We start from the raw sequence: 25,956 nt of genomic DNA on the forward strand, positions 1-25,956 counted from the left end.
CCCAACTGCGGAGAGAAGGGTCCGCAGGACGCAGCCGGATGAGGGGCCTGGGGAAGAGGTGGCGGCACCCGGATAGGCGTTGGAACCCTCGCCGCGGCCGGATCTACCTCCAGTGTCAGGAGCCCAATATTGACATTTCCATTCAATCTGTACAGATATATGTACATTCTGAGAGGAGAGCATTGTGGCCCACGTTCGTTTGACCGAGTTTAGGCATAACATTGCGACCCACTTCGACAACGTGATCGCCTCTCGCGCTCCTTTGCTGGTCACGCGTCAGGGGTCAGAGGCGTTGGTTCTGATTGCTGAGGGCGAATACGAGAGCATGCAGGAAACTCTGCACCTTCTTTCCACTCCAGCGAATTCTGATCGGCTGCGCGAGAGTATTGCGCAGCTTCGCGGAGAAGAGCTGATCGAAAAAGACCCGACTCTCTGACATGAACCTTCTCTGGACGGGAAACGCCTGGGAAGAGTACCAATACTGGCAAAGCGTCGATCAATCGATGGTCGAGAAAATCAACGAGCTGATCAGGGATACGAAGAGATCGCCCTTCAAGGGGCTTGGAAAACCGGAACCGCTGAAGGGCAGTCTCTCCGGGTTTTGGTCGAGGCGCATTCTTGGGGAGCATCGACTGGTGTATTGTGTGTCGGGTAAAGGAAGCACCCAGCAACTTCAAATCATCCAGTGCCGTTTTCACTATGAGAGATAGTATAGAGCGTACTTAAGACGATAATCGCGAACGAGCTCGTCGCGCTGAACGGGTTTTCGCGCTCCAAAACCTGTACAACGGGCGGGCATTTGGGTACACGTCGCTGCTATGACGGCCGGGGTCATTGTCTCGGTCGCACCTCCATATGGCGGCATCCTCATGACTGATCCCAAAATTCTCGCAGCCCGCTTCCCGGGTGACTTCACGTTTGGCGTTGCGACCGCCGCCTACCAGATCGAGGGATCGACCAAGGCGGATGGCAGGAAGCCGTCCATTTGGGATGCGTTTTCCAACATGCCGGGGCGGGTTCACAACCGCGACAATGGCGATATCGCCTGCGATCACTACAATCGCTGGGAAGCGGATCTCGATCTGATCGCGGACATGGGCGTTTCCGCCTACCGGTTCTCGCTGGCGTGGCCGCGGATCATTCCTGAGGGCACCGGCCGGATCAACGAGCAGGGGCTCGATTTCTACGACAAGCTGATCGACGGATTGAAGGCGCGCGGCATCAAGGCCTTCGCGACGCTCTATCACTGGGACCTGCCGCTGGCGCTGATGGGCGACGGCGGCTGGGCCGCGCGATCGACTGCCTACGCCTTCCAGCGCTACGCCAAGGTGGTGATGGCGCGTCTTGGGGACCGGCTGGATTCGGTTGCGACATTCAACGAACCGTGGTGCTCGGTGTGGCTGAGCCACCTCTACGGCGAGCATGCGCCGGGCGAGCGCAACATGGAGGCGGCCCTTGCCGCCATGCACCACACCAATCTCGCGCATGGACTGGCGGTCGAAGCGATCCGGCATGTGACGCCGAATGTGCCTGTTGGTCTCGTCCTCAACGCACATTCCGTCATTGCGGGTTCCGATAGCGCCGAAGATAGCGCTGCTGCCGAGCGTGCCTTCGACTTCCACAACGGCGCCTTTTTCGGCCCGGTGTTCAAGGGCGAATATCCGGCGTCGCTGATGTCGGCGCTTGGCGATCGGATGCCGAAAGTGGAAGACGGCGATCTTGCCGTCATCAACCAGAAACTCGACTGGTGGGGCCTCAATTATTACACGCCGATGCGCGTTCTTGCCGATACCGCTGAGGGTGCGGAATTCCCGGCAACGCAGCCTGCGCCCTTCGTCGAAACGGCGGTGACCGATATCGGCTGGGAGATCTATGCGCCCGCCATGAAATTGCTGGTCGAGGATCTCTACCGTCGCTACGACCTGCCGGAATGCTACGTCACGGAAAACGGTGCCTGCGACAATACCGATCTTGGCGCCGACGGCACCATCGATGACACGATGCGGCTTGACTACTATGTCGAACATCTCGGCGTCGTCGCGGATCTCGCCCGCGACGGTTATCCGATGAAGGGCTATTTCGCGTGGAGCCTGATGGACAATTTCGAGTGGGCCAAGGGCTATCAGATGCGGTTCGGCCTCGTCCATGTCGACTATCAGACGCAGGTTCGCACGATCAAGCAGAGCGGCAAATGGTATCGGGATCTGGCTGCAGAGTTCCCCAAGGGTAACCACGCACCGGCTTAATTTTGCGCTGCGTAGAAGATTTTTTCTCGTTTTCGCCGAATTTGAAATCTCATCCCTGTAAAATGTGGCGCAGGCGGGGCATTGATGCGCCATCAATAACGAGGCCTCCCGGCTTCATTGAAAGCCGATCGAATGCTCCGCAAAGTCACCTGTCATCGAATGTGCCGCTTGGCTGCATGAATTGAGACGGCGACCCTTGTCGCCGGGATGACCTGACTGAACGTGTGAGCTTATCATGACACTTGTTACTGCCGTGGCCGATGCCGCTTCGCCTGACGTGGCGAATGCTGCGCCCATGGTTTCGTTCGAAAAGGTGGTGAAGCGGTTCGGCGGTGCGTCCGGACAGCCGGAATTCACCGCGCTCGACGGTATCGATTTTTCGGTCGCCCGCGGCTCCATCGCCGGTATCATCGGCCGTTCCGGGGCCGGAAAGTCGACGCTGATCCGGCTGGTCAACGGGCTTGAAAAGGCGACGTCCGGCACGGTCGTGGTCGATGGCGTCGAAGTGGGCGGGCTTAGTGAAGACGGACTGCGTTCGCTGCGCCGTCAGGTCGGCATGATTTTCCAGCATTTCAATCTGCTGTCCTCGCGAACGGCCTTCGACAACGTGGCGCTGCCGCTCGAGATTGCCGGTGTGGACAAGGCCGCGATCAAGGCCAAGGTCGGGCCGTTGCTCGATCTCGTCGGTCTCGGCGACAAGGCCGGGCGTTACCCGTCCGAGCTGTCGGGTGGGCAAAAGCAGCGCGTCGGCATTGCCCGCGCGCTGGCGACCGATCCGAAACTGCTTCTGTCCGACGAAGCGACATCGGCGCTCGATCCGGAGACCACCCATTCGATCCTTGATCTTCTGAAGCGCATCAATGCCGAACTCGGGCTGACCGTGCTCTTGATCACCCACGAAATGGAAGTGGTCAAGACGGTTGCCAGCCATGTAGCGGTGATCGATGCCGGGCGCATCGTGGAGGCCGGGCGGACGTTCGAAGTCTATGCCGATCCCAGGCACGAGACGACGCGCACGTTGCTCGCCTCTTCGCTCAACCTGCCGGAATGGCTTCGCAACGGCATCAAACGGCAACCATCGGCGGGGGACAGGGCGCTGGTGCGGCTGGTGTTTTTCGGCGACACGGCCTTCAAGCCGCTGACGGGGCGTCTGGTTGCCGAACTCGGCGCCGACGTCAACATTCTGGCGGGCGCGATCGAGGAGATCGCGGGCGAGCCGTTCGGATCGCTGGTCGTCTCCTATTCCGCCGACCCGGCCGTGATGGCGCGGGCGCAACAATTCTATGCCGAAACCGGCCTGAAGACGGAGGTGCTCGGCTATGTCGCTTGAGATGCTCATCAGCCTTCTCACCAAGGCACTGACCCAGACGCTGCAGATGGTGGCGATCGCCGGTCTGATCGGCTCGGCCATCGGGCTGCCGATCGGCATCTTCCTCGCCACCAGCGGCCGTGGCGAGCTGTTTCCGGCGCCGACCGCCAATCGCGTCATCGGCCTCATCGTCAACGCCGCCCGCTCGACGCCGTTCATCATTCTGGTCGTTGCGATCATACCGTTTACCCGGTTGATCACGGGAACCTCGATCGGCACCAATGCGGCTATCGTGCCTTTGACGATCGCCACCATTCCGTTCTTTGCGCGGCTCGTGGAGGCGGCGATCCGCGAGATCGACAGGGGTCTCATCGAGGCGGCCCGCGCCATGGGGGCTTCGCCGATGCAGATCGTCTTCAAGGTGCTGCTCGCGGAAGCCCGGCCCGGCCTGATCCTCGCGCTCACCATGACCATGGTCAGCCTGATCGGCTATTCGGCGATGGTCGGTGCGGTCGGCGGCGGTGGTCTCGGCGATCTCGGGATCCGCTACGGTTACCAGCGCTTCATGCCGGAAGTCATGCTTGCCGTCGTCGTGGTGCTGATCGTTCTGGTTCAGCTGGTCCAGAGCGCCGGCGACAGTCTTGCCCGACGGTTCGACAGGCGCAACCGCAAGACCTGATCAAGAACAAGCCATTCATTCTTTCAAATCCAAGGAGACAGACATGAAGAACATCATTCTCGCGGCCGCCTTCAGTGCGCTCACTGCCGCATCGGCCTTTGCCGAAGACATCAAGATCGGCGTGACGCCCGGTCCGCACGCGCAGATCATGGAAAAGGTCAAGGAAATCGCAGCCCCCAAGGGCCTCAACATCGATATCCTCGAATTCTCCGACTATGTCGTCCCGAACCAGGCGCTGGCTGATGGCGAGCTTCAGGCCAATTCCTTCCAGCACAAGCCGTATCTCGACAATCAGGTAACCGACCGCAAGTTCGACCTGATCGCCGTCGGCACAACCGTCAACTTCCCGATGGGTGTCTATTCCAAGAAGGTGAAGAGCCTCGACGAACTGAAGGAAGGTGCTACGGTTTCGATCCCCAACGACCCGACCAATGGCGGCCGCGCGCTGCTGATCCTGGCCGACAAGGGTCTCATCAAGCTCAATGCCGACAAGGGCCTCAAGGTAACGCCGGCCGACGTCACCGAAAACCCGAAGAAGATCGAATTTGCCGAGCTCGACGCAGCTCAGCTTCCGCGTTCGCTCGATGACGTCGATGCGGCCGTGATCAACACCAACTTCGCGGTCGAGGGTGGTCTCAACCCGGCCAAGGACACGATCGCCAAGGAAGGCGAAAAGGCACCTTACATCAACATCATCGCGATCAACGCGAAGGACAAGGATGCCGCCTGGGTGAAGACGCTGGTCGACAGCTATCACAGCCCTGAGGTGAAGCAGTTCGTGCTCGACACGTTCAAGGGCGTCGTCATTCCGTCCTGGTAACACGTCGAAAGACGGTAGGATCTCAGAGTGAAGTGATCTAATCGAGGCCGGTCTCCGCGGAGACCGGCTTTTCTTATTGAAGTTAACGATATCTGAAGAGATCGCCGTCCAATGTAGCCCCCTTAATGAAGGGGCGGGCTATTGTTGTTCATGCCGTCACATTTCCGGCGTTCCGTTCCGGCCGGCCGTCGGTCTGTCGTGGCGATGCAACTTGTCCTGTTCGCAGTCGTCGTCACGCTCGTGACCGTCTTCATTCTGACGGCCGTCGGCCGCATTGCAGATTATGCCAACCGGTATGACGACAGCCGCTCGATGCAGACCACCGAAGGCGCGCTGCAGACCTTCCGAACCCAGCTTCAGGCCACCCTCAACGATTATTCGGCATGGGATGATGCTGCCCAGTTCGTCTATGCCCAGGACGGCCAGGATTGGGTTGTCAGCAATTACGGCGATATGACGTCCAACAGCGGTCTGTTCGATATCGCGATCGTGATGGACACCGAGCGCAACGTGCTGATGTCCTATCAGGAGGGACGTCCGGCAGAATGGAACCCACGCGAGTATTTCGATACGTCGCTCTGGACCTTGTTCGATCGGGTCCTGTCCACGGGTCGCGACGGTCTGCCGGAAGCCACGGGCTTTGTTCAGACACGCGACGGCGTTGCGGCTGTCGGCGTCGCCCTGGTGCGCGAAAAATCCGGCGCGCTCGACAAGCCGCTCTCGGAGAGACGGTTTCTCGTCTTTGCCCGCCAGCTGGACGAAAGGAAGGTGGCGGAACTTGCAAGGACCTATGTTGTCGAGGGTTTGCGGTTCATCGACAAGACCGATCAGACCAGCAACAGTGTCGAACTTCGCAACCTGCACGGCAAGCTTTTGGTCAAGCTTTCGTGGCAGCCGCGGCGTCCGGGCGACCTCGGCTTCTCCCAGGTGCAGCCTCTGGTCTATGGCGCGCTTGCCATGGTCGGGCTGTTTTTCCTGCTGCTCGTGGTCAGTGGCAGCATCACCCTAAATCAGCTCAAGCGCGACGAAGCCGATGCGAGACGGCTCGCGATGTGCGACCGGTTGAGCGGGCTTTTGAACCGTTCAGGTTTCTTTACCGCTCTCGACGCCCTTGTTCTCGAAAGCCGGGCGCAGGGCGCGCATGTTTTGCTTCTCTATCTGGATCTCGATGGCTTCAAGGAGGTCAACGATGCCTATGGTCACGGGACCGGCGACAAGCTGATCCGCGGCGTGGCGGCCGGGTTGAAGACGCTTGTTGGCAGCGAGGCGATCCTGGCGCGCGTCGGCGGCGACGAATTCGCCATCGCTCTGCCGGTGATGGGGGCATCTCCGGTGGCACCTGTTCTCTGCGACCGCATTCTCGGCTTCTTCGGCGAGCCCTTCGTCATCGGCGAGCGCGTGGCTGTGATCGGAACCAGTATCGGTGTCGCCATCTCGCCGCGCGGCAACGTGCCGGGAGAGGAGCTTGTCCGTCGGGCCGACATGGCGATGTACCGTGCCAAGGAAACCGGCCGCGGTCGCTATGAGAATTACCGGCCGGAAATGGATGCCGAGCGCGAGGAGCGCAACCGGCTGGAAGTGGACCTGCGGATCGCCATCGAGCGGCGCGAAATCAACATCGTCTACCAGCCCGTGGTGGATGCAACGAACTGGCGGCTGATCGGCGTCGAGGCGCTCGCCCGCTGGACCCGCAAGGGTTACGGACCGGTGCCGCCGGATGTGTTCATTCCGATTGCGGAATCAAGCGGACTGATCGACCAGCTGGGTCTGTTCGTCATGCACCGGGCCTGCGAGCGCATCGCCGACTGGCCCGGCATCAAGCTTGCCGTCAATATCTCGCCCGGCCAGTTCCGTGATCCCGAATTTTCGCAGCATGTGGCCTCGATGTTCCGCAAGACCGGAACCGATCCATCGCGCATCACGCTGGAAATGACCGAGGGGTATTTCATTCAGAACCCAGACCGCGCTCGCGCAGCGATTGCCAGGCTGAAAAAGCTCGGTGTCGAGATCGCTCTCGACGATTTCGGCGCTGGTTTTTCGAGCGTCGGATATCTGCGGCAGTTCGGTTTCGACCGGATGAAGATCGATCGCTCGCTGGTGCATGCGATGTCCGAGGGTGACCACGCGGTTCAGACGTTGCAGGCGACCGTGGCGCTTGCCCGTTCGCTTGGCATGCCGGTGACGGCGGAAGGCGTCGAGAGCGAGGACCAGGCGTTGAAGTTGCGGATGACGGGCTGTGATGAATTGCAGGGCTATTTCTTCGGTCGGCCGATGGAAGCCCATGAGATCGACGTCATCTACCGCACCGACCGGGGACGGGACGGAAAGCGGATTGCCTGAAAACGTCTCAGGCTAGAGATGCCGCGGCACCTTTGTCTTCAGGATTGCAATCAGGCCCGCATCCATGAAGTCGTAATCGTCAGGTATATCGAGACAGATCAGCCGCTTGCCCTTGAGCTTCGATCGGTATCTCTGCTGGATCTTTGCCCGGTGGGTCCGTTCCATGACGAAGAGGATGTCGGCCCATTCGATCAATTCGGCTGAGAGAGGGTTTTCGGCATCATTGTTGGTGCCGGCGGACGACACCTCGACGCCGGGCCACTCAGCGAAAACCTGCTCCGCCGTCGGGCTCCGCAGCTTGTTCTGGCTGCAGACAAAAAGGATGTTTTTCAGGTTAGTCCATCCTTCTCGCGGACGCTTTAGCTGCCGATATGCTTGACGCCGCGCTGTTTGGCGAGGGCGATCTGCAACTGCCGCTGACGGTAGCGCAACCGGTCTTCCTCGGTGCGGCTGTCGTAGCAATGGGAACAGGAAACGCCTTCCTCATACTTGGGCGAGGTGATCTCTTCAGCGGTGATCGGGTTGCGGCAGGCGTGGCAGAGCTTGTGATTGCCTTCCTTCAGGCCATGCTCAACGGAGACGCGCTCGTCGAACACGAAACACGCGCCTTCCCAGAGGCTTTCTTCTTCCGGCACCTGTTCCAGATATTTCAGGATGCCGCCCTTCAGGTGGTAGACATCCTCGAAACCCTGCTGCTTCATGAAGGCTGTCGCCTTTTCGCAGCGGATACCACCGGTGCAGTACATGGCGATCTTCGGCTTGTTGTGCAGGCCGGTATTGTTCTTCACCCAGTCCGGAAACTCGCGAAACGTCTTGGTGTTGGGGTCGACTGCTCCCTTGAAGATGCCGATCGCCGTCTCGTAATCGTTGCGCGTATCGATGACGATGGTCTCGGGATCCGAGATCAGCGCGTTCCAGTCCTTCGCCTCGACATAGGTGCCGACGATTCTGTTGGGATCGATATCCTCGACCCCCATCGTGACGATTTCCTTCTTGAGCTTAACCTTCATGCGCACGAAGGGCATTTTCGACGCGCGGCTTTCCTTGTGCTCCAGGCCAGAAAATTCCGGCTGGGCGCGCAGAAACGTCAGAAGCTCGGCGATATCAGTGTCGGAGCCTGCAATCGTACCGTTGATGCCTTCGCGGGCGATCAGCAGCGTTCCCTTGATGCCGCGCGCGTCGCAAAAGGCCTGCAGCGGCGTCTGGAACTCACCAAATCGTTCGAACCGCGCAAAGTGATAGAGCGCGGCAACGAGAAATGCGCCCGTGGCTTCGGGGCGGGGGAGAAGGTGGCTTTCGGTCATGCCGGTCCCATACAACCAGATGCGCTGTTGCGCAATGGATTGGGCGCTGTCGTCTTCACGACGCCGCGTGTTTCCAGAGGAGCGCGATCATCCTGCTTTCGGTGGCGGCACTATCGGAAAACACCGATTGGGCGATCGGCAGTGCTTCCTTCCGGAGCGCCTGCTGGCGGGCGATGATGGCGGCGAGTAGCCGCGCCAGCGTGTCGCTGTCGCCGAAAAGGTCGGGGCTTTCGTTGACGAGGCCCGAGAGAACGGAAAGATCGTGCTCGTGACCTAAAAGATCGACCAGTGATTTCGCCTCGGCCTGTTTGGCGCGCATCGCCGACGGCCAGATGTCGCGCAGGAGGGCAAGATGCATCCAGTAGGTCTGGCCGCTCTTGCGCAATTCGTGGAATGCCTCGGCATGGGCGTTGCCTTCGCATTCCTTGATCGCCGCCAGCGCCTGCAGGCGCTGTTTCTTCCAGACCTTGGCAAGCCGGTGGGCGGTCTTTTCCGGCTTGTCGTCCAGCGACAGGCCGTGCAGCGCGTCGATTGCCTCGTGACAGATGATCACCGCCGTCGCCATGCGGGCGGGCAGGTCTTCCTGGCTCTCGGCAATCTCGTCGCGGCGTTTGGAAAGCGCGTCGCGGGCGAATGCAAGGGCTGCCTGTTCTTCCGGCAGAGTAGATTGACCGGCGAGATAATCGACCGTTTCGACAAGTGCCGTTGCATCGCGCACGGCAGAGAGGCTGCGGGCCATGTCGCCGATCCGGGTGTTTTCCCGGCTTCTGAATTCCTTGGCATCCGGCTGGATCAGGCGGTACAGCGCCCGCACGCGCTTGAAACGCTTGCGCGCATCGTGGATCGCCGTGTGTTCTCCGTCGGGCTTGTCGGCGAGATAACGGACAGCCTTCGACAGCTGCTGCTCGGCAACCGCAACGAATTCGGCGGTAAACGGCTTATCGGGTCTCAGGCGATAGGCCATCGAGAAGCTCCCTGCTCAGATCCTGGTTGGCCATGACGGCGTTGGAATAGCGGCGATCGCCGGTGACGTCGTCGCCGATCCAGTCCGGTATCGGCGGACGTTCGGTTTCGCTTTGAAGTTCGACCTCGGCGACAACCAGGCCGTTATAGACGCCCTCATAGACATCCACTTCCCAGGTATAGCCCTGATGCTCGACATTGAAGCGGGTCTTGTCGAGGACGATGCCGGTGGCACCAGCTGCCATGTCCTTGGCATCGGCGAGCGGGATCTCGTATTCGAACTCCGAGCGCGAGAACAATTCCGAGCCGATCTTGATCGTCAGCTTGGCCTTCTCGTCATCCATGATGCGAACGCGAACCGAGCGATCAGCGGCAACGGCGATATAGGCCTGCAGCAACCGCGACGAGGATGCGACCTCGTTCCGCCAGGCATCGTTCTTGACCAGATACTTGCGCTCGATTTCCTGTCCCATGGGCCTCGTCTTGGTTGTGGAGATGTACCGTAGCGCAAAGATGCACAAGGGCAAGAGTATCGGCAAGAGCATGGTAAAGCGGTGCTTCGGCCGGGTGCTTAAGAGAAGTCGGCAAGGGGCCCGAGGTTGCGTCGATCGGGGGATTTGTTCTCGACAATGACGTGATCGACCGTTATTTCCGGGCAAGGGATTTCAATCGTTTTAGGGAGTGTTCTTCATGGCTGACCAGAATCCGGGCCAGAACCCAAGCAAGACTGAAAAGCTGCTGACCATCCTGAAATTGCAGCCCGTCGTTCCGGTGCTGATCGTTGACGATGCGAAGTCGGCTGTCGGGCTTGCGCGGGCGCTGGTCGCCGGCGGGCTCCGGGCGATCGAGATCACCATGCGCACGCCGGCAGCGCTCGACGCCGTGAAGGCTGTTGCAGCCGAAGTCGAAGGCGCCAATGTCGGAGCCGGCACGATCCTCAACGCGAAAGACTGGGAAGCCGCCGTGAAGGCGGGCTCCACCTTTATCGTGTCGCCGGGCGTTTCTCCGGGCGTGCTGTCGGCCGCCAAGGATTCGCCGGTTCCGCTTTTGCCGGGTGCAGCGACTGCCAGCGAAGTGATGACGCTCCGGGAAGCCGGTTACAACGTGATGAAGTTCTTTCCTGCCGAACAGGCCGGTGGCGCCGCCTATCTGAAGGCCCTTTCGTCGCCACTCGCAGGCACGCTGTTTTGCCCGACCGGCGGGATTTCGCTGAAGAATGCCAACGACTATCTGTCGCTCCCCAACGTCATCTGCGTCGGCGGTTCCTGGGTAGCCCCGAAGGAACTGGTCGCAGCCGGCGACTGGGCCGCGATCACCAAGCTCGCCTCCGAGGCTTTCGCGCTCAGGGCTTAAAGCCGTTCTGACATTTTCGTTATCGGCAGCGCGGGAAAATTGTTTTCCTGGGCTGCCGTTCCTATCTCCGTGTTCGAATTCAACAGTAGGAGATACGGATGTTCGACGCAAAGAAGCTTCTTGACCAGTTCCTGGGTTCGCAGGTTCCCGGTCTTTCGGGAAGCGTGAAGGGCCGGGCTGGGCAGTTCGGCGATATGGCGAAGAACAATCCGTTGAAGTCTGCAGGCATTGCCGCCGCACTTCTCGGCACCAAGACCGGCCGCAAGATTGCCGGCAATGTGGTGACCGTGGGTGGCATCGCAGCCGTCGCGGGTCTCGGCTATCTCGCCTACAAGAATTACAAGTCCGGCCAGTCGCCGCAGGCAGCGCTGCAGCCGGCTCCGTCTGCTGCCGAGCCTATCGCGCTGCCGCCGCCGGACAGCCCGTTCTCGCTTCAGTCGCCGCAGCTTACCAACGATTTCGCCCTGACCCTGGTGCGCGCCATGATCGCTGCCGCCAAGGCGGACGGCCATATCGATGCGGCCGAGCGGGCCAACATCATGAACAAGGTGCATGAGGTCGATCTCGGCGACGAGGCGGAAGCCTTTATCCGCGACGACCTTGCCAACCCTGTCGATATCGACGATCTGGTCGCTGCTGCCCGCACGGAGGAGCAGAAGGTGGAGCTTTACACCGCGACCCGCATGACCATCGATCCCGATACACGGGCCGAGCGCGGTTACCTCGATCTTCTCGCGGGACGCCTGGGTCTGCCCGATGCTCTGCTCGAGCATATCGATGCGACGGTCACCGCGGCAAAAGTGCCCGCTTAAAGGGCGAGAACATGGGTAACGATCTCGGTGACATCTACCGCGATTACATCCATTGCCTGAACCGGCAGGACTGGGAGCGGCTCGGGGACTTTGTGGATGACGGTGTCATCCATAATGACCGGCCGCTCGGGCTGTCCGGCTACCGCGACATGCTCGTCGGAAATTTCAGCGATATTCCCGACCTTCGCTTCAGCATTGATCTGCTGGTCGTCGATCCGCCGCATGTGGTCAGCCGGTTGCTGTTCGAGTGCTCGCCTCGGGCCGAGTTTCTCGGGCTTCCGGTCAACGGGCGCCGGGTGTCGTTTGGTGAAAACGTCTTTTATCGGTTCCGCGACGGCAAGATCGTGCAGGTCTGGTCGATTGTCGACAAGGCCGCCATCGAGGCGCAGCTGTAAGCTCCATCGATCGCTTCCGCCGGTTGCCTTTCGACAGGCGCTGGCCTAAGCCTTGATGCCTCATCTGCAGCGGTTGCGACGCAGCCCTTGCGCAGCTTGCTGGAACCGCCCGAATGCGCGATCTCGCCAATTACAAAGTTGCCGCTCCGACACCCGTCACGCTGGCCGGACGGTTCTTGACGCTCGAACCCTATGACCAGGAGAAGCATCTGGCTGATCTTTGGGATGCATTTGGGGGTGCCGAGGGGATCAACGAGCTGATCCGCTATTTTCCGAACGATCAATATTCGACCGCCGAAGAGTTTGGCGCGTGGCTGGACAATGTGAATGCGAACCTCGGCTTCGTAACGCTGGTTGCGCGTGAAAACGCCTCTGGCGCGGTTGTCGGCATGGCGAGCTATATGCGGCCGGACCCGAAGAACGGTGTGATCGAGGTGGGGTCCGTGGCGCATGGGCTTGCCATGAAGCGGTCGCCGATGTCGACAGAGCTGCATTACCTGATGGCTCGCCACGTGTTCGAGGCGCTTGATTATCGTCGCTACGAATGGAAATGCCACAACGAGAACGAGCCTTCCAAGGTGACGGCGCTGCGTTACGGCTTTACCTTCGAAGGCGTGTTCCGGCAGCACATCATCTCGCGCGGTGCCAACCGCGATACGGCCTGGTTTTCGATGATCGACAGCGAGTGGCCGGTGATCAAGGCCGGGTTCGAGGCCTGGCTCTCGCCCGATAATTTCAATGAAGACGGCCGGCAGAAAAAGCGGCTGGAAGATCTCAGGGCCGAATTTGCCGGCGGGAAAACCACATGACGCCAGAAGCGAAATCACAGGCGATCGCGGCTGCCGCCATTCTCTTCGGCGCGGCGGTGGTCATCTATCTCATGCCGACCATCGTGTTGTGGATCGGCAATTACTCGCCGCTGCTGGCGTTTTTCGTCGGCGCGCTGCTGGTTCTCGGCTTCTTCCTGATCTTCTGGCTGCGAGCAAGGTATCAGCGGCGGAAGTAATTGCAGGATATGGTCGGGCGCAAGTGTGAAGACGTTCTCATCCCTGTGCCTGTCACAGGGATGAGGTAAGCGTCGTGAGCTAGCAGCTCACCCTTAAGCCGACTTGGCGCCGATCGCTTCCAGCTCCGCCATCACATCTTCCGACAGTTCGATATCGGCGACGGCGAGGTTTTCGCGCAGGTGCCCGCGCGACGAGGTGCCCGGGATCAGCAGGATGTTCGGCGAGCGCTTCAGCAGCCAGGCCAGTGCCACCTGCATCGGCGTTGCATCGAGCCTTGCTGCGACATCCGACAGCGTCGAGGATTGCAGGGGCGAGAAGCCGCCGAGCGGGAAGAAGGGGACGTAGGCCGTGCCTTCTGCCGCCAGATGATCGATGAGGTCATCGTCATCGCGGTGCGCGAGATTGTACTGGTTCTGGACGCAGACGATCTCGGTGATCTTGCGGCCATCCTCAACCTGCTTTCGCGTCACGTTCGACAGGCCGATATGCTTGATGAGGCCCTCGTGCTGGAGTTCGGCAAGGACCGTCAGCGGTTCTTCCAGCGAGCCTTCGGCCGGGCCGTGGACATCCAGCATGGAACGCAGGTTGACCACCTCCATCGCATCGAGACCGAGATTCCTGAGGTTATCGTGGACGGCCTTCGTGAGTGCTTTTTTCGAAAAGGCCGGGTTCCACGATGCGTCGTCGCCCCTGATGGCGCCGACCTTGGTGACGATGACGAGACCGTCGCTATAGGGATGCAGCGCTTCGCGGATGATCTCGTTGGTAATATGCGGACCGTAGAAGTCGCTGGTGTCGATATGGTCGACGCCGGCTTCGATCGCTTCGCGCAGCACCGCAACCGCTTCCGCGCGGTCTTTCGGCGGGCCGAACACGCCCTTGCCGGCTAGCTGCATGGCGCCGTAGCCGAGACGTTTTACGTGTCGGTCGCCGAGTTTATAGGTGCCGGCTTTTTCAAGATTGGTCATGGTTTTACTCCCTATCGGTGAGGCAGAGATAGGGCTATCCAGGCCGCGCGATAATTGGTTACAATTCGGACGGGCTGTACGGCAGGGCGGACAATGAAATACGACGCTGGTGATCTCGGAGCATTCGTCGCGGTGGCGAGGACGAAAGGGTTTCGCGATGCGGCCCGGCTGACTGGCGGAAGCGCTTCCGGGCTGAGCGATGCAGTCCGGCGTCTGGAAGAAAAGATCGGCGTCCGGCTTCTCAACCGCACGACCCGCAGCGTGACGCCGACGGAGGCGGGGAGGGCACTGCTCGACCGGCTGGGACCGGCGCTATCGGAAATGGAAGCGGCGCTCGACATGTCTGCCGGGTTTCGGGAGCGGCCGGCGGGACTGTTGACGCTGAATGTGCCGGCCAGTGCGGCGCGGATCGTCCTGCCGCAGATCGTGCCGGCGTTTCTGGCTGCCTATCCGGACATCCGTCTCGACATCATGACCGACGAGAGCTTCGTCGATATCATCGCTGCCGGCTGCGACGCCGGCATCCGCTATGACGAGCGGCTGGAGCAGGACATGATCGCCGTGCCGATCGGTCCGCGCGTGCAGCGTTTCGCATTGGCGGCGTCTCCCGCCTATCTTGCCGCGCGGGGCCGACCGGGCCATCCGCGGGATCTTTTGGCGCATTCCTGCATCCGGAGCCGGTTCAGGGACCGTCCGGTCACGCCCTGGGAGTTCGAACGCGATGGCGAGGAGGTGGTGGTGGATCCACCGGCGCAGCTGATCGTGCAGGCGGGCGGCGGGTCCGATCTCGGTGTGGACGCGGCGATTGCCGGCACCGGTATCGTCGCGCTGTTCGAGGACTGGCTGAAGCCGCATTTTGACAGTGGTGCGCTGGAACCGGTGCTCGAGCCGTGGTGGCCCTCATTTTCAGGGCCGTTTCTCTATTATCCCGGGCGACGGCTGGTGCCGGCTCCGCTGCGCACCTTCATCGATTTCATCAAGGCGATGCCGCAGCCGGGTTGAGCGTTCAGCCCTGCAGCGAGGCGCCGAGCAGGGAAAGGCCGATCAGCAGGATGAACAGGGCGCCGCCGATCTCGATCGCATGGCCGATGCGTCGTCCGCTGCGCGAGCCGGGGCCTGCGAATTTCAGCGCGATATCCTTGGCGCCGACGGCAAGCGTTGCAAGGATCGTCACCGTGATCGCCGTGCCGATCGACATGGCGAGGACAGACAGCACGCCGCCGAGATAGAGGCCATTCAGAAGCGAGAAGCTCATGACGAGGATGGCGCCGGAGCAGGGGCGAAGTCCGACGGCAATGATCGCCGACCAAGCTTCCTTGAGGCTGAAGTTGCGGGCGCCAAGCGTCGACGGGTCCGGCATGTGGCTGATGCCGCAGGCCTCGCAGGTGTCGCTGTCTCCCTGAAATGCGTGGTCGTCGATCTCGACTGCCTGGAATTTGAGACCGGTCGCGCGTCGTCCGTTGGAAGAGCCGTCGAACAGCATGGCGGTCGATCCGCCGGCTGAAGTCGCCGCTGCCGCCGTGCGGCCGCGGTCTGGAGCGCGCACGACCCGCATGCGGAGTGCCCGGATCTTCTTGACCAGCAGCCAGGCGCCGAACAGGGAGACCATGGCAAAGCTTGCAACCTCCATGGTCCAGGTGGCCTGGGTCATGGTGATGCCGGTGCCGCGGAGCAGGACGAAGGCAGCGCCGACCACGAGGATCGCGACCAGGCCCTGCAAAAGCGCGGAGATGAAGGAGATCGTGACGCCGCGGCGCAGTTCGACTTCGTTGGCGATCATGTAGGAGGAAATCACCGCCTTGCCGTGGCCGGGGCCGGCGGCGTGGAAGACGCCATAGGCAAAGGACAGGCCGATGAGCCCGACAAGCGCGGACGGATCCTCACGCATCGCCCGCAGCGCGCCGGTCAGAGAGCGGTAGAAGCCCTGCTGGTAGGCATTGATCCACTGGAAGAAGGGGGCGAGCGGCCCGCCTACCGAGAAGGAGGGTTCTGCTGCACCGACGCCGAGCGGAGACTGGGCGTGGGCGGCGGTGGCGACCAGCGCCGCCGCGAGAGCGGCAAACAGCAGGCCGGTCGACGCTTTCCTCAGCATGTCACTTCCATGCGGGTGGCAAAGAGCTTGGTCATGTCGGTCCCCGTCGGATCGTTGAAGAAAGCATCTGTCAGAGACGCGCTGTTTTGCGAAATCACGTCGTCTGGATCGGGCCGTACGACCTTGTGCTGGCACTTCTCGAAGCCCGCACCCTTCAGCACCAGATCCTTGTCGGTGGGGAAGTCGATCGCCGTGTACATGGTGGGGTCGTAGATGCCGAAGGTGAGCTTGCCCTTGAGAGGGACCGGCTTTTCAGGCTTCACCGCAAAGATCAGCATCAACTGCTTGTCCTGCATCGTGGTGTGAAAGACGTCCGGCTTCTGGATGCCGATCTGTGCGCCATCCAGCGTCACGGTGGAGAAGTAGTGGTAGTCGGCAAGCGAGGTGCGGATGGTTTCGCCGAGTTCGGCGAGTTCATGCGGATCGAGCTTGAGATCGCCGTTCTTGTCGAAATCCAGGATGACGCTCGAGGAGAACACTTCATCGAAGCGCCAGACATTGCGCAGTTCCTGCACGGTGCCATCGGCGCCTGCGACAATTTCCAGCCGCGCCTCGGCGAAGATATGCGGATGGGCAAGAGCCGGTGCGGGAACGGCCAGGGGTGCAGCCAGGGCCGCTGCCGTCAGAATTGTCGCAAGTCTGTTTCGCATATCCGAGCAGGTCCAGCATAGTTGCGCAGCGGCATTGCGTCCGGACCTGCGCCAAATCAAAAGGGGTGTCGTTCGTCCGTCCGCAAGCTGTGGTCTGGCCCCGAAATGGGACGGAATTTCGACTGCGGCGTTACAGCATTACATGTCAGCGCGGCTGGCGGAACCAGTTGGCGAGAAAATCGACGAAGCTTCTCACCTTGGCCGGGAGGTAGCGGCGATGCGGATAGACCGCATAGATGCCGCGTTCACGGGTGATGTATTCGTCGAACAGGTTGACCAGTTCGCCCGACTGGATCGAGGCCATGGCGACGAAGTCGGGGATGATCGCGACGCCGAGACCGGCACGGGCCGCGCGCAAGGTTGCCTGCGGACTGTTGACCTCGATCGGGCCGGAGACCGCAACTGAAATCATCGAGCCATCAGGATCGACGAAGCGGATATTGTTGTGCCAGCGCGAATTGGTGTCGATAATGAACGGCACCTTGTTCAGCTGCTGCGGATGCGTGAGGGGCCCGTATTGCGCCACGACATCGGGCGTCGCGACCGCATGGACCCGGAAATCGGCAAGCTTCTTGGCGATCAGGCCGGAATCCTCCAGCCGGGTGATTCGGATCGCCAGGTCGAAATTTTCCTCGATCAGGTCGACAAACCGGTCATCGGCGACGATTTCCAACTGGACGTCCGGATGCGCCTTGGCGAAATCGATGAACGACTGGCCGACATCCGCATCGATGAAGGTGCGCGGCACGGAGATCCGCAGGCGGCCCTTGAGATCGGCATTGTTCTCGCGCACGAGGTCGGCGAGATTGTCGATCTCCTTCAGGATATCGGCAGCGGTGCGGTAATAGGTGTGGCCCGCCTCCGTCATCGAGAACTGGCGGGTGGTCCGGTTGAGAAGAAGCGCGCCGAGATCGTCTTCGAGCTCGCGGACATATTTCGACAGCAGCGCCTTGGAACGGCCGGTGCGACGGGCGGCGGCCGAAAAGCCCTCGGCCTCGACCACGTCGATAAAGGCGCGCATGCGGGTGAGTGTGTCCATGGGCGAAGGGTGCTCCCGATCTCAGAAGTCTTCTGTCTCCGCCAGGGAAAGCAGAAATACAAGCGCTGTGCTGAGCCGACGCATGTCTTTCTGGCTGACGGCGCCGATCTGCTGCCAATTTCAAGCAAGAGACGCCGATGAACTTGTCCGTCATGACCTGTGACGGATGCCGCAGGCCATTTTCCCGATCGGGTTCGACAAGGATGCGGAAGTCGAGATCAAGACGTGTCGATGTCATGGGCCAGACGACGACCGAAGGATAGGTATCCGACAAAGCGTTCGTCTAGATCACGATGGCCGGGCGCGGCTTCCCGTAGTCGCCGGAGATGGAAAGGGTGACGATGTCGCCTCGTTTCATTCTTGCCGCGTCCCGCCTGGCTCGTGCTCATTCCAATCCGCAACCCTCTCCATCCATTCGAGGATCTCACGTTCCTCTTCCGGACCAAGGCTTGCGATCGCGGCTGCCAGCCGAGCCTGGGCCTCGGGGCTTTTCAGCTCCAGAAGCTGCTCCCGAATTTCAGGCGAGATCACCGTTGAGGACGGTGATCCATGTGTGGTCTGCTTCCCAACCGTCGGCATCCAGTATCTCCAACGCTGGCCTGTTCCACCAGTGGAATCGTGCGCGTGCCCTCGCGGAAATTCTACCGGGGGCTGCCTTTTGATTATTTTCCCCCCCCGCCCAAAATACCGCTTGATTATGACCGCGAATATTCTTATCTCCCGTGCAGCCCAAAGTCGCACGTGCCCGTGGGTGTCCGCCGACCCTCTATTTGGTGAGGTCATCGGTAAGGTACCTGGAACTAACCCCTCCAGTCGCTATTCCGGCCATCCGGGAAATGCGAGGACATCTAAAGCAACGACGGTGCGGGCCTTTTTGTTCTCTCCCGGCTTTCCAACAGCCGGGGTTACTGAAGAGGCACACCATCATTGCCGGAAGTGCGGTAGGGACCTCCCTCCAATCCATGGCAGACAAAGCCGGATTTTCGTTCTTGGCAGAACGTTGATCCACTTACCGCGCGTTTGAGCGTGTCAGGGAACCGGTGTCTCCACCGACTGGATCCTGGCGCATGTTCATCCGTCCTTTGTCCTCCGGTTCGCAAGCCGGAGCCTTTGAGATTTGGAAGGGATTGACCATGACCACTGCCCGCATCCTCGACTTCATCAAGACCCAGCGTCCCGATGGTCCCTACCTCGTGGTCGATCTCGATGTCGTGCGCGACAATTTCAACGCCTTCCGTCATGCCCTGCCGGACAGCGCGATCTACTACGCCGTGAAGGCCAATCCCGAGCCGGCAATCCTCAAGCTTCTTGCTTCGATGGGTTCCAACTTCGACTGCGCCTCCGTCGCCGAAATCCAGATGGCACTCGATGCCGGTGCAAACGCATCGCGCATCTCGTTCGGCAACACGATCAAGAAGGAACGCGACATTGCGCGTGCTTTCGCGCTCGGCGTTGGCCTCTATGCCGTCGACAGCCATGAGGAAGTCGAAAAGATTTCCCGTGCAGCTCCCGGTGCAAAGGTGTTCTGCCGCGTGCTGACAGATGGCGAAGGCGCCGAATGGCCGCTGTCGCGCAAGTTCGGCTGCGTGCCGCAGATGGCCGTCGACGTTCTCGTCTACGCACACCAGCTTGGTCTCGAAAGCTACGGCGTCTCGTTCCATGTCGGTTCGCAGATGACGAAGGTCGATGCCTGGGATGCGGCTCTGGCCGATGCCAAGCGCGTGTTCAGCCAGCTCGCAAAGCAGGGTATCGTTCTGCAGATGGTCAACATGGGCGGCGGTTTCCCGACCAAGTATCTGCGCGACGTGCCGAAGGCAGAAGAATACGGCCAGGCGATCTTTGCTTCGCTGCGCAAGCATTTCGGCAACAACCTGCCGAAGACGATCATCGAGCCGGGTCGCGGCATGGTCGGCAATGCAGGCGTCATCAAGGCTGAAGTCGTTCTCGTGTCGAAGAAGTCGGACAACGACAACCACCGTTGGGTCTTCCTCGACATCGGCAAGTTCGGTGGTCTCGCCGAAACCATGGACGAGGCTATCCGTTACCCGATCCGCACCGAGCGCGACGGCGACGCGATGGAGCCTTGCGTTCTGGCCGGCCCGACCTGCGATTCGGCCGACGTGATGTACGAGAAGAACATGTATCCGCTGCCGATCTCGCTTTCGATCGGCGACGAAGTTCTGATCGAGGGCACCGGCGCCTACACGACCACCTATTCGGCGGTTGCGTTTAACGGCTTCGACCCGCTCAAGGCCTACGTCATCTAAGGCGTTACAAGCCTTTCTACTTTCGCGGTTCCCGACCTCCAGACGGGAGCCGCAAATTCACAATGATCGTCCGATACCGTTTGAAACGGTTTTAAGTGCGGGAGGCCAAGATGGCCACTGTTCTTGATTCTGTCCGTGCGCTGTTTGCGCCCGCGTCCACATTCACCATCACTGCCGAAACTCCGGCCGACGTGGTGGCTCGTGAAACTCTGCTCGATCGCGCCATGGGCGCCGACCGACGCTTGAAGTCGTCCGAAAAGATCCGCCAGAACCGCGTGCCGGCCGAAGGCCTGGCGCTCGTTGCGCGCGACGAGGACGGTCATGTCATCGGCACCGTGCGTCTGTGGAACATCGAGGCCGGCATTTCGCCAGAAGGCAACGCCATCGACGCGCTTCTGCTTGGACCGCTCGCCGTCTGCTCGTCGCATGAGGGCAAGGGCATCGGTGCGGCTCTGATGCGTGCGGCGATCGGCCAGGCGCATGATCGTGGCCATGGTGCCGTGCTTCTGGTCGGTGACGCCGCCTATTACGAGCGCTTCGGCTTCTTCGGTGGCAAGACCCAGCATCTGGTGATGCCCGGCCCCTGCGACCGCGCGCGCTTCCTGGCGCTGGAGCTGAAATCCGGTTGGCTTGAAGGCGCCGCCGGCATGATCGTTGCGAGTGGGCGCAAGCTCGCCTGAACGGCTGCTGCAATTGATAGATCCCTAGGACCCCGTCTTCCCACAAAGGAGGCGGGGTCTTTCGTTTTTCGACGGGCGAGGGCTGGCGCAATGGTCTCACGCTCCGTCACCTTCGCGTGAATCGTTGGGCTCGGCCATAGTCGCGTGCGGGTCTCGACCTAGATTGATGTTCATGATCACGCGCCGCACAGCCCTTCTTTCCGCTCCCTTCGTCCTCGCGTCAGTGCGCGCCTTCGCGCAGCAACCCGGTGGGGCGGGCGTGGCGCAGGCGCCGCAGACGTTGAAGGCCGTGCTGGATAGGGCGGCGGATCTGGAGCCGTTGAAGGTGGTGATGGTGTCGCGCAAGGGCGAGACGATCGCGAGACAAGCGTTCAACGGCAGCAGTCTTAACGCAGCGACCAATATCAAGTCGGCGTCGAAATCGATCATCTCCTGCCTTGTCGGGATTGCGATCGATCGAAAGCTGCTCGAAGGGCCGGACCAGAAGATCGCCTCGATCCTCACCGCCGATTTGCCGCGCAATGCCGATCCGCGGCTCGCCGAGGTCACCATCGGCAATCTTCTCTCCATGCAGGCGGGTCTGTCTCGCATGTCCGGGCCGAATTACGGGCGCTGGGTGGCGAGTTCCAACTGGGTGCGGTTTGCACTGTCGGAACCGTTCGATGGCGAGCCGGGCGGTCAGATGCTCTATTCGACGGCCTCGACGCATCTTTTGTCGGCTATCCTCACCCGGGTCGGCAAGCGGCCGACGCTTGCGCTGGCGCGGGACTGGCTGGAGCCGGTCGACGGGTTTCGAATCGGGGCCTGGGAGCGCGATCCGCAGGGCATCTATCTCGGCGGCAACCAGATGGCGATGACGGCGGCGTCCCTGCTGGCATTCGGGGAGCTCTATCGCAACGGCGGGAAAACCAAGAGCGGCCGTCAGGTGGTCTCTCAGAGCTGGATCGACCAGTCCTGGACCCAGCGCACGAACTCGCGCTTTTCCGGCGATGGCTATGGCTACGGATGGTTTCTGCGTGAGATGGGCGGACACGATGTGAAGTTCGGTTGGGGTTATGGCGGGCAGATGGTCTACGTGGTTCCGTCGCTCGATATGACCGTGGTGATGACATCAAGGGAAAGCGGTCCGTCTTCCCGAAACGGCTACCGCGACCAGTTGCACGACCTTCTCGCCGAGATTATCGGCGCTGTCGCGTCGGCGTAAGCGCCAAGCTCCGCCGTGATATGGGGGACTAGCATGCGGGGCAGACCCCGCATGTTTCACTGGGAATTTAGACAGTCGGCTCAGCCGGAAATGTCGATCACGCCGCAGTCGCCGGCTTCAGACGAGAATGCGAGCAGCTTACCGCTGGCACTCCAGCTCAAGCCCGTGATGGCGCCCTTACCGGGCCGGCGCAGCAGCGCTTCCTTGCCGTCGGCAATGCGCACACCGAGGACCATGCCGTCGATAAAGCCGATGGCGAGTACTTCCTCTAGCGGATGAAACCCCACCTGCGTTACCATGATATTGGCGCGCGTGCCGAGTTCCATCGGTGCCTTGCCCATGGGGCCGTCCTTGGCCGAAAACGGCCAAACGATCGCGGCCGGCGCGCCGGAGGAGGCGAGCCATTTGCCCTTGACCGACCAGGACAAAGATTTCACCTTGGCCGGATAGCCGGTCATCCGCATATGGCGGCTTTCGCCCGACTTGCTGTCGAGCTTCCAGCCGTGCAGGGCGTTTTCCTGCATCATGGTCACGAGGAAGCGGCCGTCAGGCGAGAAGGTGACGCCGGTATGGGCACCCTTCCAGTCGAGATCCTGCATCGGACTGTTGGTGCCGACCCAATGCAAGGATACGCCGTTATAACGTGCGGCCGCAATCCGCAGGCCCTTGGGTGCGAAGGCGATCGCTTCGACGCTGCGCTCTTCCTTCACTTCCTTGACGGTGCCGTCGGAGAGCTTCACGAAACTGGACTTGCCTTGCGCCCAGGCGACCGCACCCTGAGGGCCACCGGCGACGACGGAGATCCACTTGCGCGGCGTTTCCGAAATCGTGCTGACCGTGCCGTCATGGGAAATGCGCTGCACCCGGCCGTCTTCGCCGCCACTCAATAGCGTGGCGCTGAAGGGATCGCGGATACAGGTCAACAGGCCATGATGCGCGTCCGTTACCTTTTCACCGCCGTCGAGGCGGTGAATGGTGCCGGCTGCGGTAGCAAAGATCGGGATATCGCCGAGAAAGTGAGCCGCTACGACATGACCGTCGATATCAAGAGGTGCAACGGTTGGCATCAGGCGACAACAACCTCAGCCTGGCAAGCCATGAAGCTCTTCTGGATCTTGTCGAAATCGAGCTCGCGGCCGATGAAGACAAGGCGGCTTTCACGCTTTTCGCCATCCTTCCACGGACGCTGGTGATCGCCTTCGACGATCATGTGGACGCCCTGGATGACATAGCGTTCCTCGTCGCCCTTGAAGGCGATGATGCCCTTGAGGCGCAGGATGTTCGGACCTTCCGCCTGGGTGATCTTCTGGATCCAAGGGAAGAAACGATCCGGGTTCATCTCGCCGCCGCGCAGGGAGACAGACTTCACCGTGATATCGTGGATCGGCGACATCGCATCGTGATGCGCATGATGGCCGTGGTCATGATGCTTGTGATCATGATGATCGTGGTCGTGCGCGTGATGGTCATGCCCGTGGTCGTGGTGATCGTGGCTATGGTCGTGACCGCAATCGGGGCCGCAGACATGGTCTTCGTGGTCGTGGTCGAGGAAATGCGGATCGTTTTCCAGCGCCCGTTCCAGATTGAAGGCGCCCTGATCCAGCACGCGGGCGAGATCGATGCCCGAGCGGCTGGTGTTGTAGATACGGGCCGTCGGATTGATGGCGCGCACCACGTCTTCGACGATCGCCAGCTCTTCCGGGGTCACGAGATCGGTCTTGTTGATCAGCACGACGTCGGCAAACGCGATCTGGTCTTCGGCCTCGCGGGAATCCTTGAGGCGCAGCGGCAGATGCTTGGCATCGACCAGAGCAATGACGGCGTCGAGTTCGGTCTTTGCGCGAACATCGTCGTCCATGAAGAAGGTCTGGGCGACCGGAACCGGATCGGCCAGGCCCGTCGTCTCGACGATAATGCCGTCGAAGCGGCCCGGGCGGCGCATGAGGCCCTCAACGACACGGATCAGGTCGCCACGAACCGTGCAGCAGACGCAGCCGTTGTTCATCTCGTAGATCTCTTCGTCGGACTCGACGATCAGATCGTTGTCGATGCCGATTTCGCCGAATTCGTTGACGATCACGGCGTATTTCTTGCCGTGGCTCTCCGACAGGATGCGGTTGAGCAAGGTCGTCTTGCCGGCGCCGAGATAGCCGGTCAGCACGGTCACAGGAATTGGCTTTGCAGCGACGGGAGCGGTGTTTTCAGTCATGGGAAACCTCTAAGGGTTCTGGAGCGCTCGGGGGAGCGCGGAAGCGTGTTGGCCTCATATAAGGGCAAGGCCGCGCGAGTTCAAAGGGGTTTTGAATGTTATATGATCACATCAAGGCAATGTCGACGCGTCGGTTTGCCGAAGAAGCTGGTCGAGCGTGAGAAGCGGCTCGCCGGCCACTTTCGCATGCGCGTAATGGAAACAGTCGAAGTTGCTCAAGTGCCGCTTACCGATGCCATGTTTCTGAGCCACCGCGACAGCAAAGCTCAGAAGCGCACGCGGCGAGCCCGCCTCACGGATATCAATGCCGCGCGCGTCGAGCCATTCCACGACAGCGCTTTCTGCCTGGCCGTAGGCGCAGTCTAATTGGTCGGGCCGAGAAAGGACGATAATTGCTTCCCAGGCAGCGAGAGGAGACGTGAATGGCAGTGTCGATTTTGCCAACGCCCTTTCATAGGCTTCCGCGGTATCTTCGCCAGCCATCAACGATACGATCGCACAAGCATCGACAAACATGTGCGATCAATCCAGGTCGTGGTCGAGATCGTGATAGGCGGAAGCTGGGGGCACGGGTCGAGTCTGTTTGAAGGAAAGCCCGTGCTTTGCAAGGATGCGGCTGGCTGTCTCGCCTGGCGTCTCCTGCTGCGCGCGCTTGTCGATGGTTTCCCGCAGTGCGGTGACCACCGCTTGCGTGATTGTCGTTCCATCCATCTGCGCGAGCTCTTTCGCAAGTGCCTGAGCTTCTTCACTGCTAATGTTGAGGGTCATGAGACACCACCTTCGTGTGCGCAAGTCTCGCACATTATGCGGCTCAGCGCTACTTCAACGCGTCAACATCAAACCGTGCCACATCCCGTAGCAACTCGATGATGCCGTTGACCGCGTGCTTCACCAGCTGCTCGCCCCGTTCTGCGGTGGCGGCGGTTGCGTTGCCGGCGGCGCCCTTGGCGCTGAGGTCAGACATCTTCCACCCGAACGCATGTGGGCCGTAGGCGCGCAGGTGACGAAAGTCTTTCGCGAAATCTGTCTGGCGCGATGGGAAGTTTTCGGCCCTCTCCATGTTCACCCGGTCCGGCCACAGTGCCAGCATGACGGAGGTCTCGATATCGCCGCCGTGGATATCGATTGCCTTGTCCTCCGGAGCGATCCAGCCTTCGGGCTGGCCGAAGCGCGTCCAGCTCGTCGCCACCGCCAGCATGTTGAAACGGACGCGGGCCTCTGTCGTGACGATCGTCAGCAGCGGCGCGTTGCCGCCATGGGCATTCAGCATCACCAGTTTGCGGATGCCTTGCTGGTGAAGTTCATCGGCGATGCCGAGCCAGCGGTCGATGGCCTCGGCGGCGGCCAGCGTCTTCGTTCCTGCCACATCCATGTGCTCGATCGAGTAGCCGACTGGCTCTACCGGCAGGAACGTCACCGGAAGATCAGCCGGAAGGGCAGGGATAATGCGGTCGACAAGGCCCTGTGCGATCAGCGTATCGGTCTCGAAAGGCAGGTGCGGACCGTGCTGTTCGTGGGCGCCGAGCGGCAGAACGGCGATCCAGTCGCCTCTTTTAGCGCTTTCTGTGGACGGGGGCGTAACATCGTTGTCATGATAGCGCGGCAAGGGATGCGGCATC

The 25,956-nt window shown here is 61.0% G+C and carries 30 protein-coding genes; 16 read left to right on the top strand and 14 right to left on the bottom strand.

Annotated features, from left to right (window positions below; all coding sequences use genetic code 11):
* The first annotated feature begins 184 nt into the window (after positions 1-184).
* The 7 genes from ASF70_RS19455 (at position 185) to ASF70_RS19485 (ending at position 7,394) form a co-directional block, all read left to right on the top strand.
* Entirely contained in the window at positions 185-436 is a 252-nt protein-coding gene (locus tag ASF70_RS19455) for a type II toxin-antitoxin system Phd/YefM family antitoxin (RefSeq protein WP_062582104.1), read from the top strand.
* Between the two features lies 1 nt (position 437).
* Positions 438-710, top strand: coding sequence for a Txe/YoeB family addiction module toxin (locus ASF70_RS19460; protein WP_062461172.1), 273 nt, complete (start codon positions 438-440; stop codon positions 708-710).
* A gap of 159 nt (positions 711-869) precedes the next feature.
* Complete coding sequence (locus ASF70_RS19465; RefSeq protein ID WP_062583082.1) at positions 870-2,246, top strand: GH1 family beta-glucosidase; 1,377 nt, start codon at positions 870-872, stop codon at positions 2,244-2,246.
* 295 nt (positions 2,247-2,541) lie between these two features.
* Positions 2,542-3,576 carry an ATP-binding cassette domain-containing protein gene (locus ASF70_RS19470; RefSeq protein ID WP_062583085.1) on the top strand — a complete coding sequence of 345 codons (1,035 nt, stop codon included), beginning with the start codon at positions 2,542-2,544 and terminating at the stop codon, positions 3,574-3,576.
* Complete coding sequence (locus ASF70_RS19475; RefSeq protein WP_062582106.1) at positions 3,566-4,234, top strand: methionine ABC transporter permease; 669 nt, start codon at positions 3,566-3,568, stop codon at positions 4,232-4,234. Before ASF70_RS19470 ends, ASF70_RS19475 begins: the two co-directional genes overlap by 11 nt.
* 43 nt (positions 4,235-4,277) lie before the next feature.
* Complete coding sequence (locus ASF70_RS19480; protein WP_062461166.1) at positions 4,278-5,054, top strand: MetQ/NlpA family ABC transporter substrate-binding protein; 777 nt, start codon at positions 4,278-4,280, stop codon at positions 5,052-5,054.
* Between the two features lie 150 nt (positions 5,055-5,204).
* The gene (locus tag ASF70_RS19485; RefSeq protein WP_062582108.1) at positions 5,205-7,394 is read left to right on the top strand and encodes an EAL domain-containing protein; all 2,190 of its coding nucleotides are present in this window, start codon (positions 5,205-5,207) and stop codon (positions 7,392-7,394) included.
* A 12-nt stretch (positions 7,395-7,406) separates the two neighbouring features.
* Here the strand turns inward: ASF70_RS19485 and ASF70_RS19490 are convergent, their stop codons facing one another.
* From ASF70_RS19490 to ASF70_RS19505, 4 genes are read right to left on the bottom strand one after another with little or no spacing between them, the layout of a single operon-like run.
* Positions 7,407-7,727 (bottom strand): low molecular weight protein tyrosine phosphatase family protein, encoded by a 321-nt coding sequence (locus ASF70_RS19490; RefSeq protein WP_062583087.1) that lies wholly within the window; start codon positions 7,725-7,727, stop codon positions 7,407-7,409.
* A 26-nt stretch (positions 7,728-7,753) separates the two neighbouring features.
* Entirely contained in the window at positions 7,754-8,698 is a 945-nt protein-coding gene (locus ASF70_RS19495; RefSeq protein WP_062461160.1) for a rhodanese-related sulfurtransferase, read from the bottom strand.
* A gap of 55 nt (positions 8,699-8,753) precedes the next feature.
* Positions 8,754-9,662 (bottom strand): CHAD domain-containing protein, encoded by a 909-nt coding sequence (locus tag ASF70_RS19500; RefSeq protein ID WP_062582110.1) that lies wholly within the window; start codon positions 9,660-9,662, stop codon positions 8,754-8,756.
* Entirely contained in the window at positions 9,637-10,134 is a 498-nt protein-coding gene (locus ASF70_RS19505) for a CYTH domain-containing protein (protein WP_062582112.1), read from the bottom strand. The genes ASF70_RS19500 and ASF70_RS19505 overlap by 26 nt, the downstream gene beginning before the upstream one ends.
* Positions 10,135-10,351: 217 nt before the next feature.
* On the opposite strand from ASF70_RS19505, the gene ASF70_RS19510 reads away from it, so the two are divergent.
* The 5 genes from ASF70_RS19510 (at position 10,352) to ASF70_RS19530 (ending at position 13,227) form a co-directional block, all read left to right on the top strand.
* Positions 10,352-11,014, top strand: coding sequence for a 2-dehydro-3-deoxy-phosphogluconate aldolase (locus ASF70_RS19510; protein WP_062582114.1), 663 nt, complete (start codon positions 10,352-10,354; stop codon positions 11,012-11,014).
* Positions 11,015-11,112: 98 nt separating this feature from the next.
* On the top strand, positions 11,113-11,826 hold the full coding sequence (locus tag ASF70_RS19515) for a tellurite resistance TerB family protein (RefSeq protein WP_062582116.1): 714 nt from the start codon (positions 11,113-11,115) through the stop codon (positions 11,824-11,826).
* 11 nt (positions 11,827-11,837) lie between these two features.
* Positions 11,838-12,221, top strand: coding sequence for an ester cyclase (locus ASF70_RS19520; RefSeq protein ID WP_062582118.1), 384 nt, complete (start codon positions 11,838-11,840; stop codon positions 12,219-12,221).
* A 113-nt stretch (positions 12,222-12,334) separates the two neighbouring features.
* The gene (locus ASF70_RS19525; protein ID WP_062582121.1) at positions 12,335-13,030 is read left to right on the top strand and encodes a GNAT family protein; all 696 of its coding nucleotides are present in this window, start codon (positions 12,335-12,337) and stop codon (positions 13,028-13,030) included.
* Entirely contained in the window at positions 13,027-13,227 is a 201-nt protein-coding gene (locus ASF70_RS19530; RefSeq protein WP_062582124.1) for a hypothetical protein, read from the top strand. Before ASF70_RS19525 ends, ASF70_RS19530 begins: the two co-directional genes overlap by 4 nt.
* Positions 13,228-13,320: 93 nt before the next feature.
* Here the strand turns inward: ASF70_RS19530 and ASF70_RS19535 are convergent, their stop codons facing one another.
* On the bottom strand, positions 13,321-14,196 hold the full coding sequence (locus ASF70_RS19535; protein WP_062582126.1) for an aldo/keto reductase family oxidoreductase: 876 nt from the start codon (positions 14,194-14,196) through the stop codon (positions 13,321-13,323).
* 93 nt (positions 14,197-14,289) lie between these two features.
* Here ASF70_RS19535 and ASF70_RS19540 point away from each other — a divergent pair, with 93 nt between their 5' ends.
* Positions 14,290-15,198 (top strand): LysR family transcriptional regulator, encoded by a 909-nt coding sequence (locus tag ASF70_RS19540; protein WP_062582128.1) that lies wholly within the window; start codon positions 14,290-14,292, stop codon positions 15,196-15,198.
* A 4-nt stretch (positions 15,199-15,202) separates the two neighbouring features.
* On the opposite strand, the gene ASF70_RS19545 is transcribed toward ASF70_RS19540, so the two are convergent.
* The 4 genes from ASF70_RS19545 to ASF70_RS19560 form a co-directional block, all read right to left on the bottom strand.
* Positions 15,203-16,288 (bottom strand): nickel/cobalt transporter, encoded by a 1,086-nt coding sequence (locus ASF70_RS19545; RefSeq protein WP_062582130.1) that lies wholly within the window; start codon positions 16,286-16,288, stop codon positions 15,203-15,205.
* Positions 16,282-16,938 (bottom strand): DUF1007 family protein, encoded by a 657-nt coding sequence (locus tag ASF70_RS19550; protein WP_062582132.1) that lies wholly within the window; start codon positions 16,936-16,938, stop codon positions 16,282-16,284. The genes ASF70_RS19545 and ASF70_RS19550 overlap by 7 nt, the downstream gene beginning before the upstream one ends.
* Before the next feature lie 145 nt (positions 16,939-17,083).
* Complete coding sequence (locus ASF70_RS19555) at positions 17,084-17,977, bottom strand: LysR family transcriptional regulator (protein ID WP_062461123.1); 894 nt, start codon at positions 17,975-17,977, stop codon at positions 17,084-17,086.
* Positions 17,978-18,331: 354 nt separating this feature from the next.
* Positions 18,332-18,556 carry a hypothetical protein gene (locus ASF70_RS19560; protein WP_062582134.1) on the bottom strand — a complete coding sequence of 75 codons (225 nt, stop codon included), beginning with the start codon at positions 18,554-18,556 and terminating at the stop codon, positions 18,332-18,334.
* Positions 18,557-19,110: 554 nt separating this feature from the next.
* Here ASF70_RS19560 and odc2 point away from each other — a divergent pair.
* The 3 genes from odc2 to ASF70_RS19575 all read left to right on the top strand — a co-directional run bounded on the left by odc2 (position 19,111) and on the right by ASF70_RS19575 (position 22,128).
* Positions 19,111-20,244, top strand: coding sequence for an ornithine/lysine decarboxylase (odc2, locus tag ASF70_RS19565; protein ID WP_062461910.1), 1,134 nt, complete (start codon positions 19,111-19,113; stop codon positions 20,242-20,244).
* Positions 20,245-20,354: 110 nt separating this feature from the next.
* Entirely contained in the window at positions 20,355-20,924 is a 570-nt protein-coding gene (locus ASF70_RS19570; RefSeq protein ID WP_062582136.1) for an N-acetyltransferase, read from the top strand.
* Between the two features lie 172 nt (positions 20,925-21,096).
* Positions 21,097-22,128: a serine hydrolase gene (locus tag ASF70_RS19575; protein ID WP_062583089.1), complete on the top strand. Its 1,032-nt coding sequence runs from the start codon at positions 21,097-21,099 to the stop codon at positions 22,126-22,128.
* 80 nt (positions 22,129-22,208) lie between these two features.
* Here ASF70_RS19575 and ASF70_RS19580 read toward each other — a convergent pair whose 3' ends face one another.
* The 5 genes from ASF70_RS19580 to ASF70_RS19600 all read right to left on the bottom strand — a co-directional run bounded on the left by ASF70_RS19580 (position 22,209) and on the right by ASF70_RS19600 (position 25,955).
* Positions 22,209-23,195 carry a WD40 repeat domain-containing protein gene (locus ASF70_RS19580; RefSeq protein ID WP_062582139.1) on the bottom strand — a complete coding sequence of 329 codons (987 nt, stop codon included), beginning with the start codon at positions 23,193-23,195 and terminating at the stop codon, positions 22,209-22,211.
* Entirely contained in the window at positions 23,195-24,337 is a 1,143-nt protein-coding gene (locus tag ASF70_RS19585; protein WP_062582141.1) for a GTP-binding protein, read from the bottom strand. The genes ASF70_RS19580 and ASF70_RS19585 overlap by 1 nt, the downstream gene beginning before the upstream one ends.
* A gap of 111 nt (positions 24,338-24,448) precedes the next feature.
* Positions 24,449-24,853 (bottom strand): type II toxin-antitoxin system VapC family toxin, encoded by a 405-nt coding sequence (locus ASF70_RS19590; RefSeq protein WP_062461111.1) that lies wholly within the window; start codon positions 24,851-24,853, stop codon positions 24,449-24,451.
* 6 nt (positions 24,854-24,859) lie between these two features.
* Positions 24,860-25,105, bottom strand: a complete 246-nt coding sequence (locus ASF70_RS19595; protein WP_062582142.1) for a type II toxin-antitoxin system VapB family antitoxin — start codon at positions 25,103-25,105, stop codon at positions 24,860-24,862.
* A 49-nt stretch (positions 25,106-25,154) separates the two neighbouring features.
* Entirely contained in the window at positions 25,155-25,955 is an 801-nt protein-coding gene (locus ASF70_RS19600) for a creatininase family protein (protein WP_062582145.1), read from the bottom strand.
* Between the last annotated feature and the right edge of the window lies 1 nt (position 25,956).

Origin of the sequence: Rhizobium sp. Leaf321, from assembly GCF_001423215.1 — a bacterium.
GTDB lineage: Bacteria > Pseudomonadota > Alphaproteobacteria > Rhizobiales > Rhizobiaceae > Neorhizobium > Neorhizobium soli.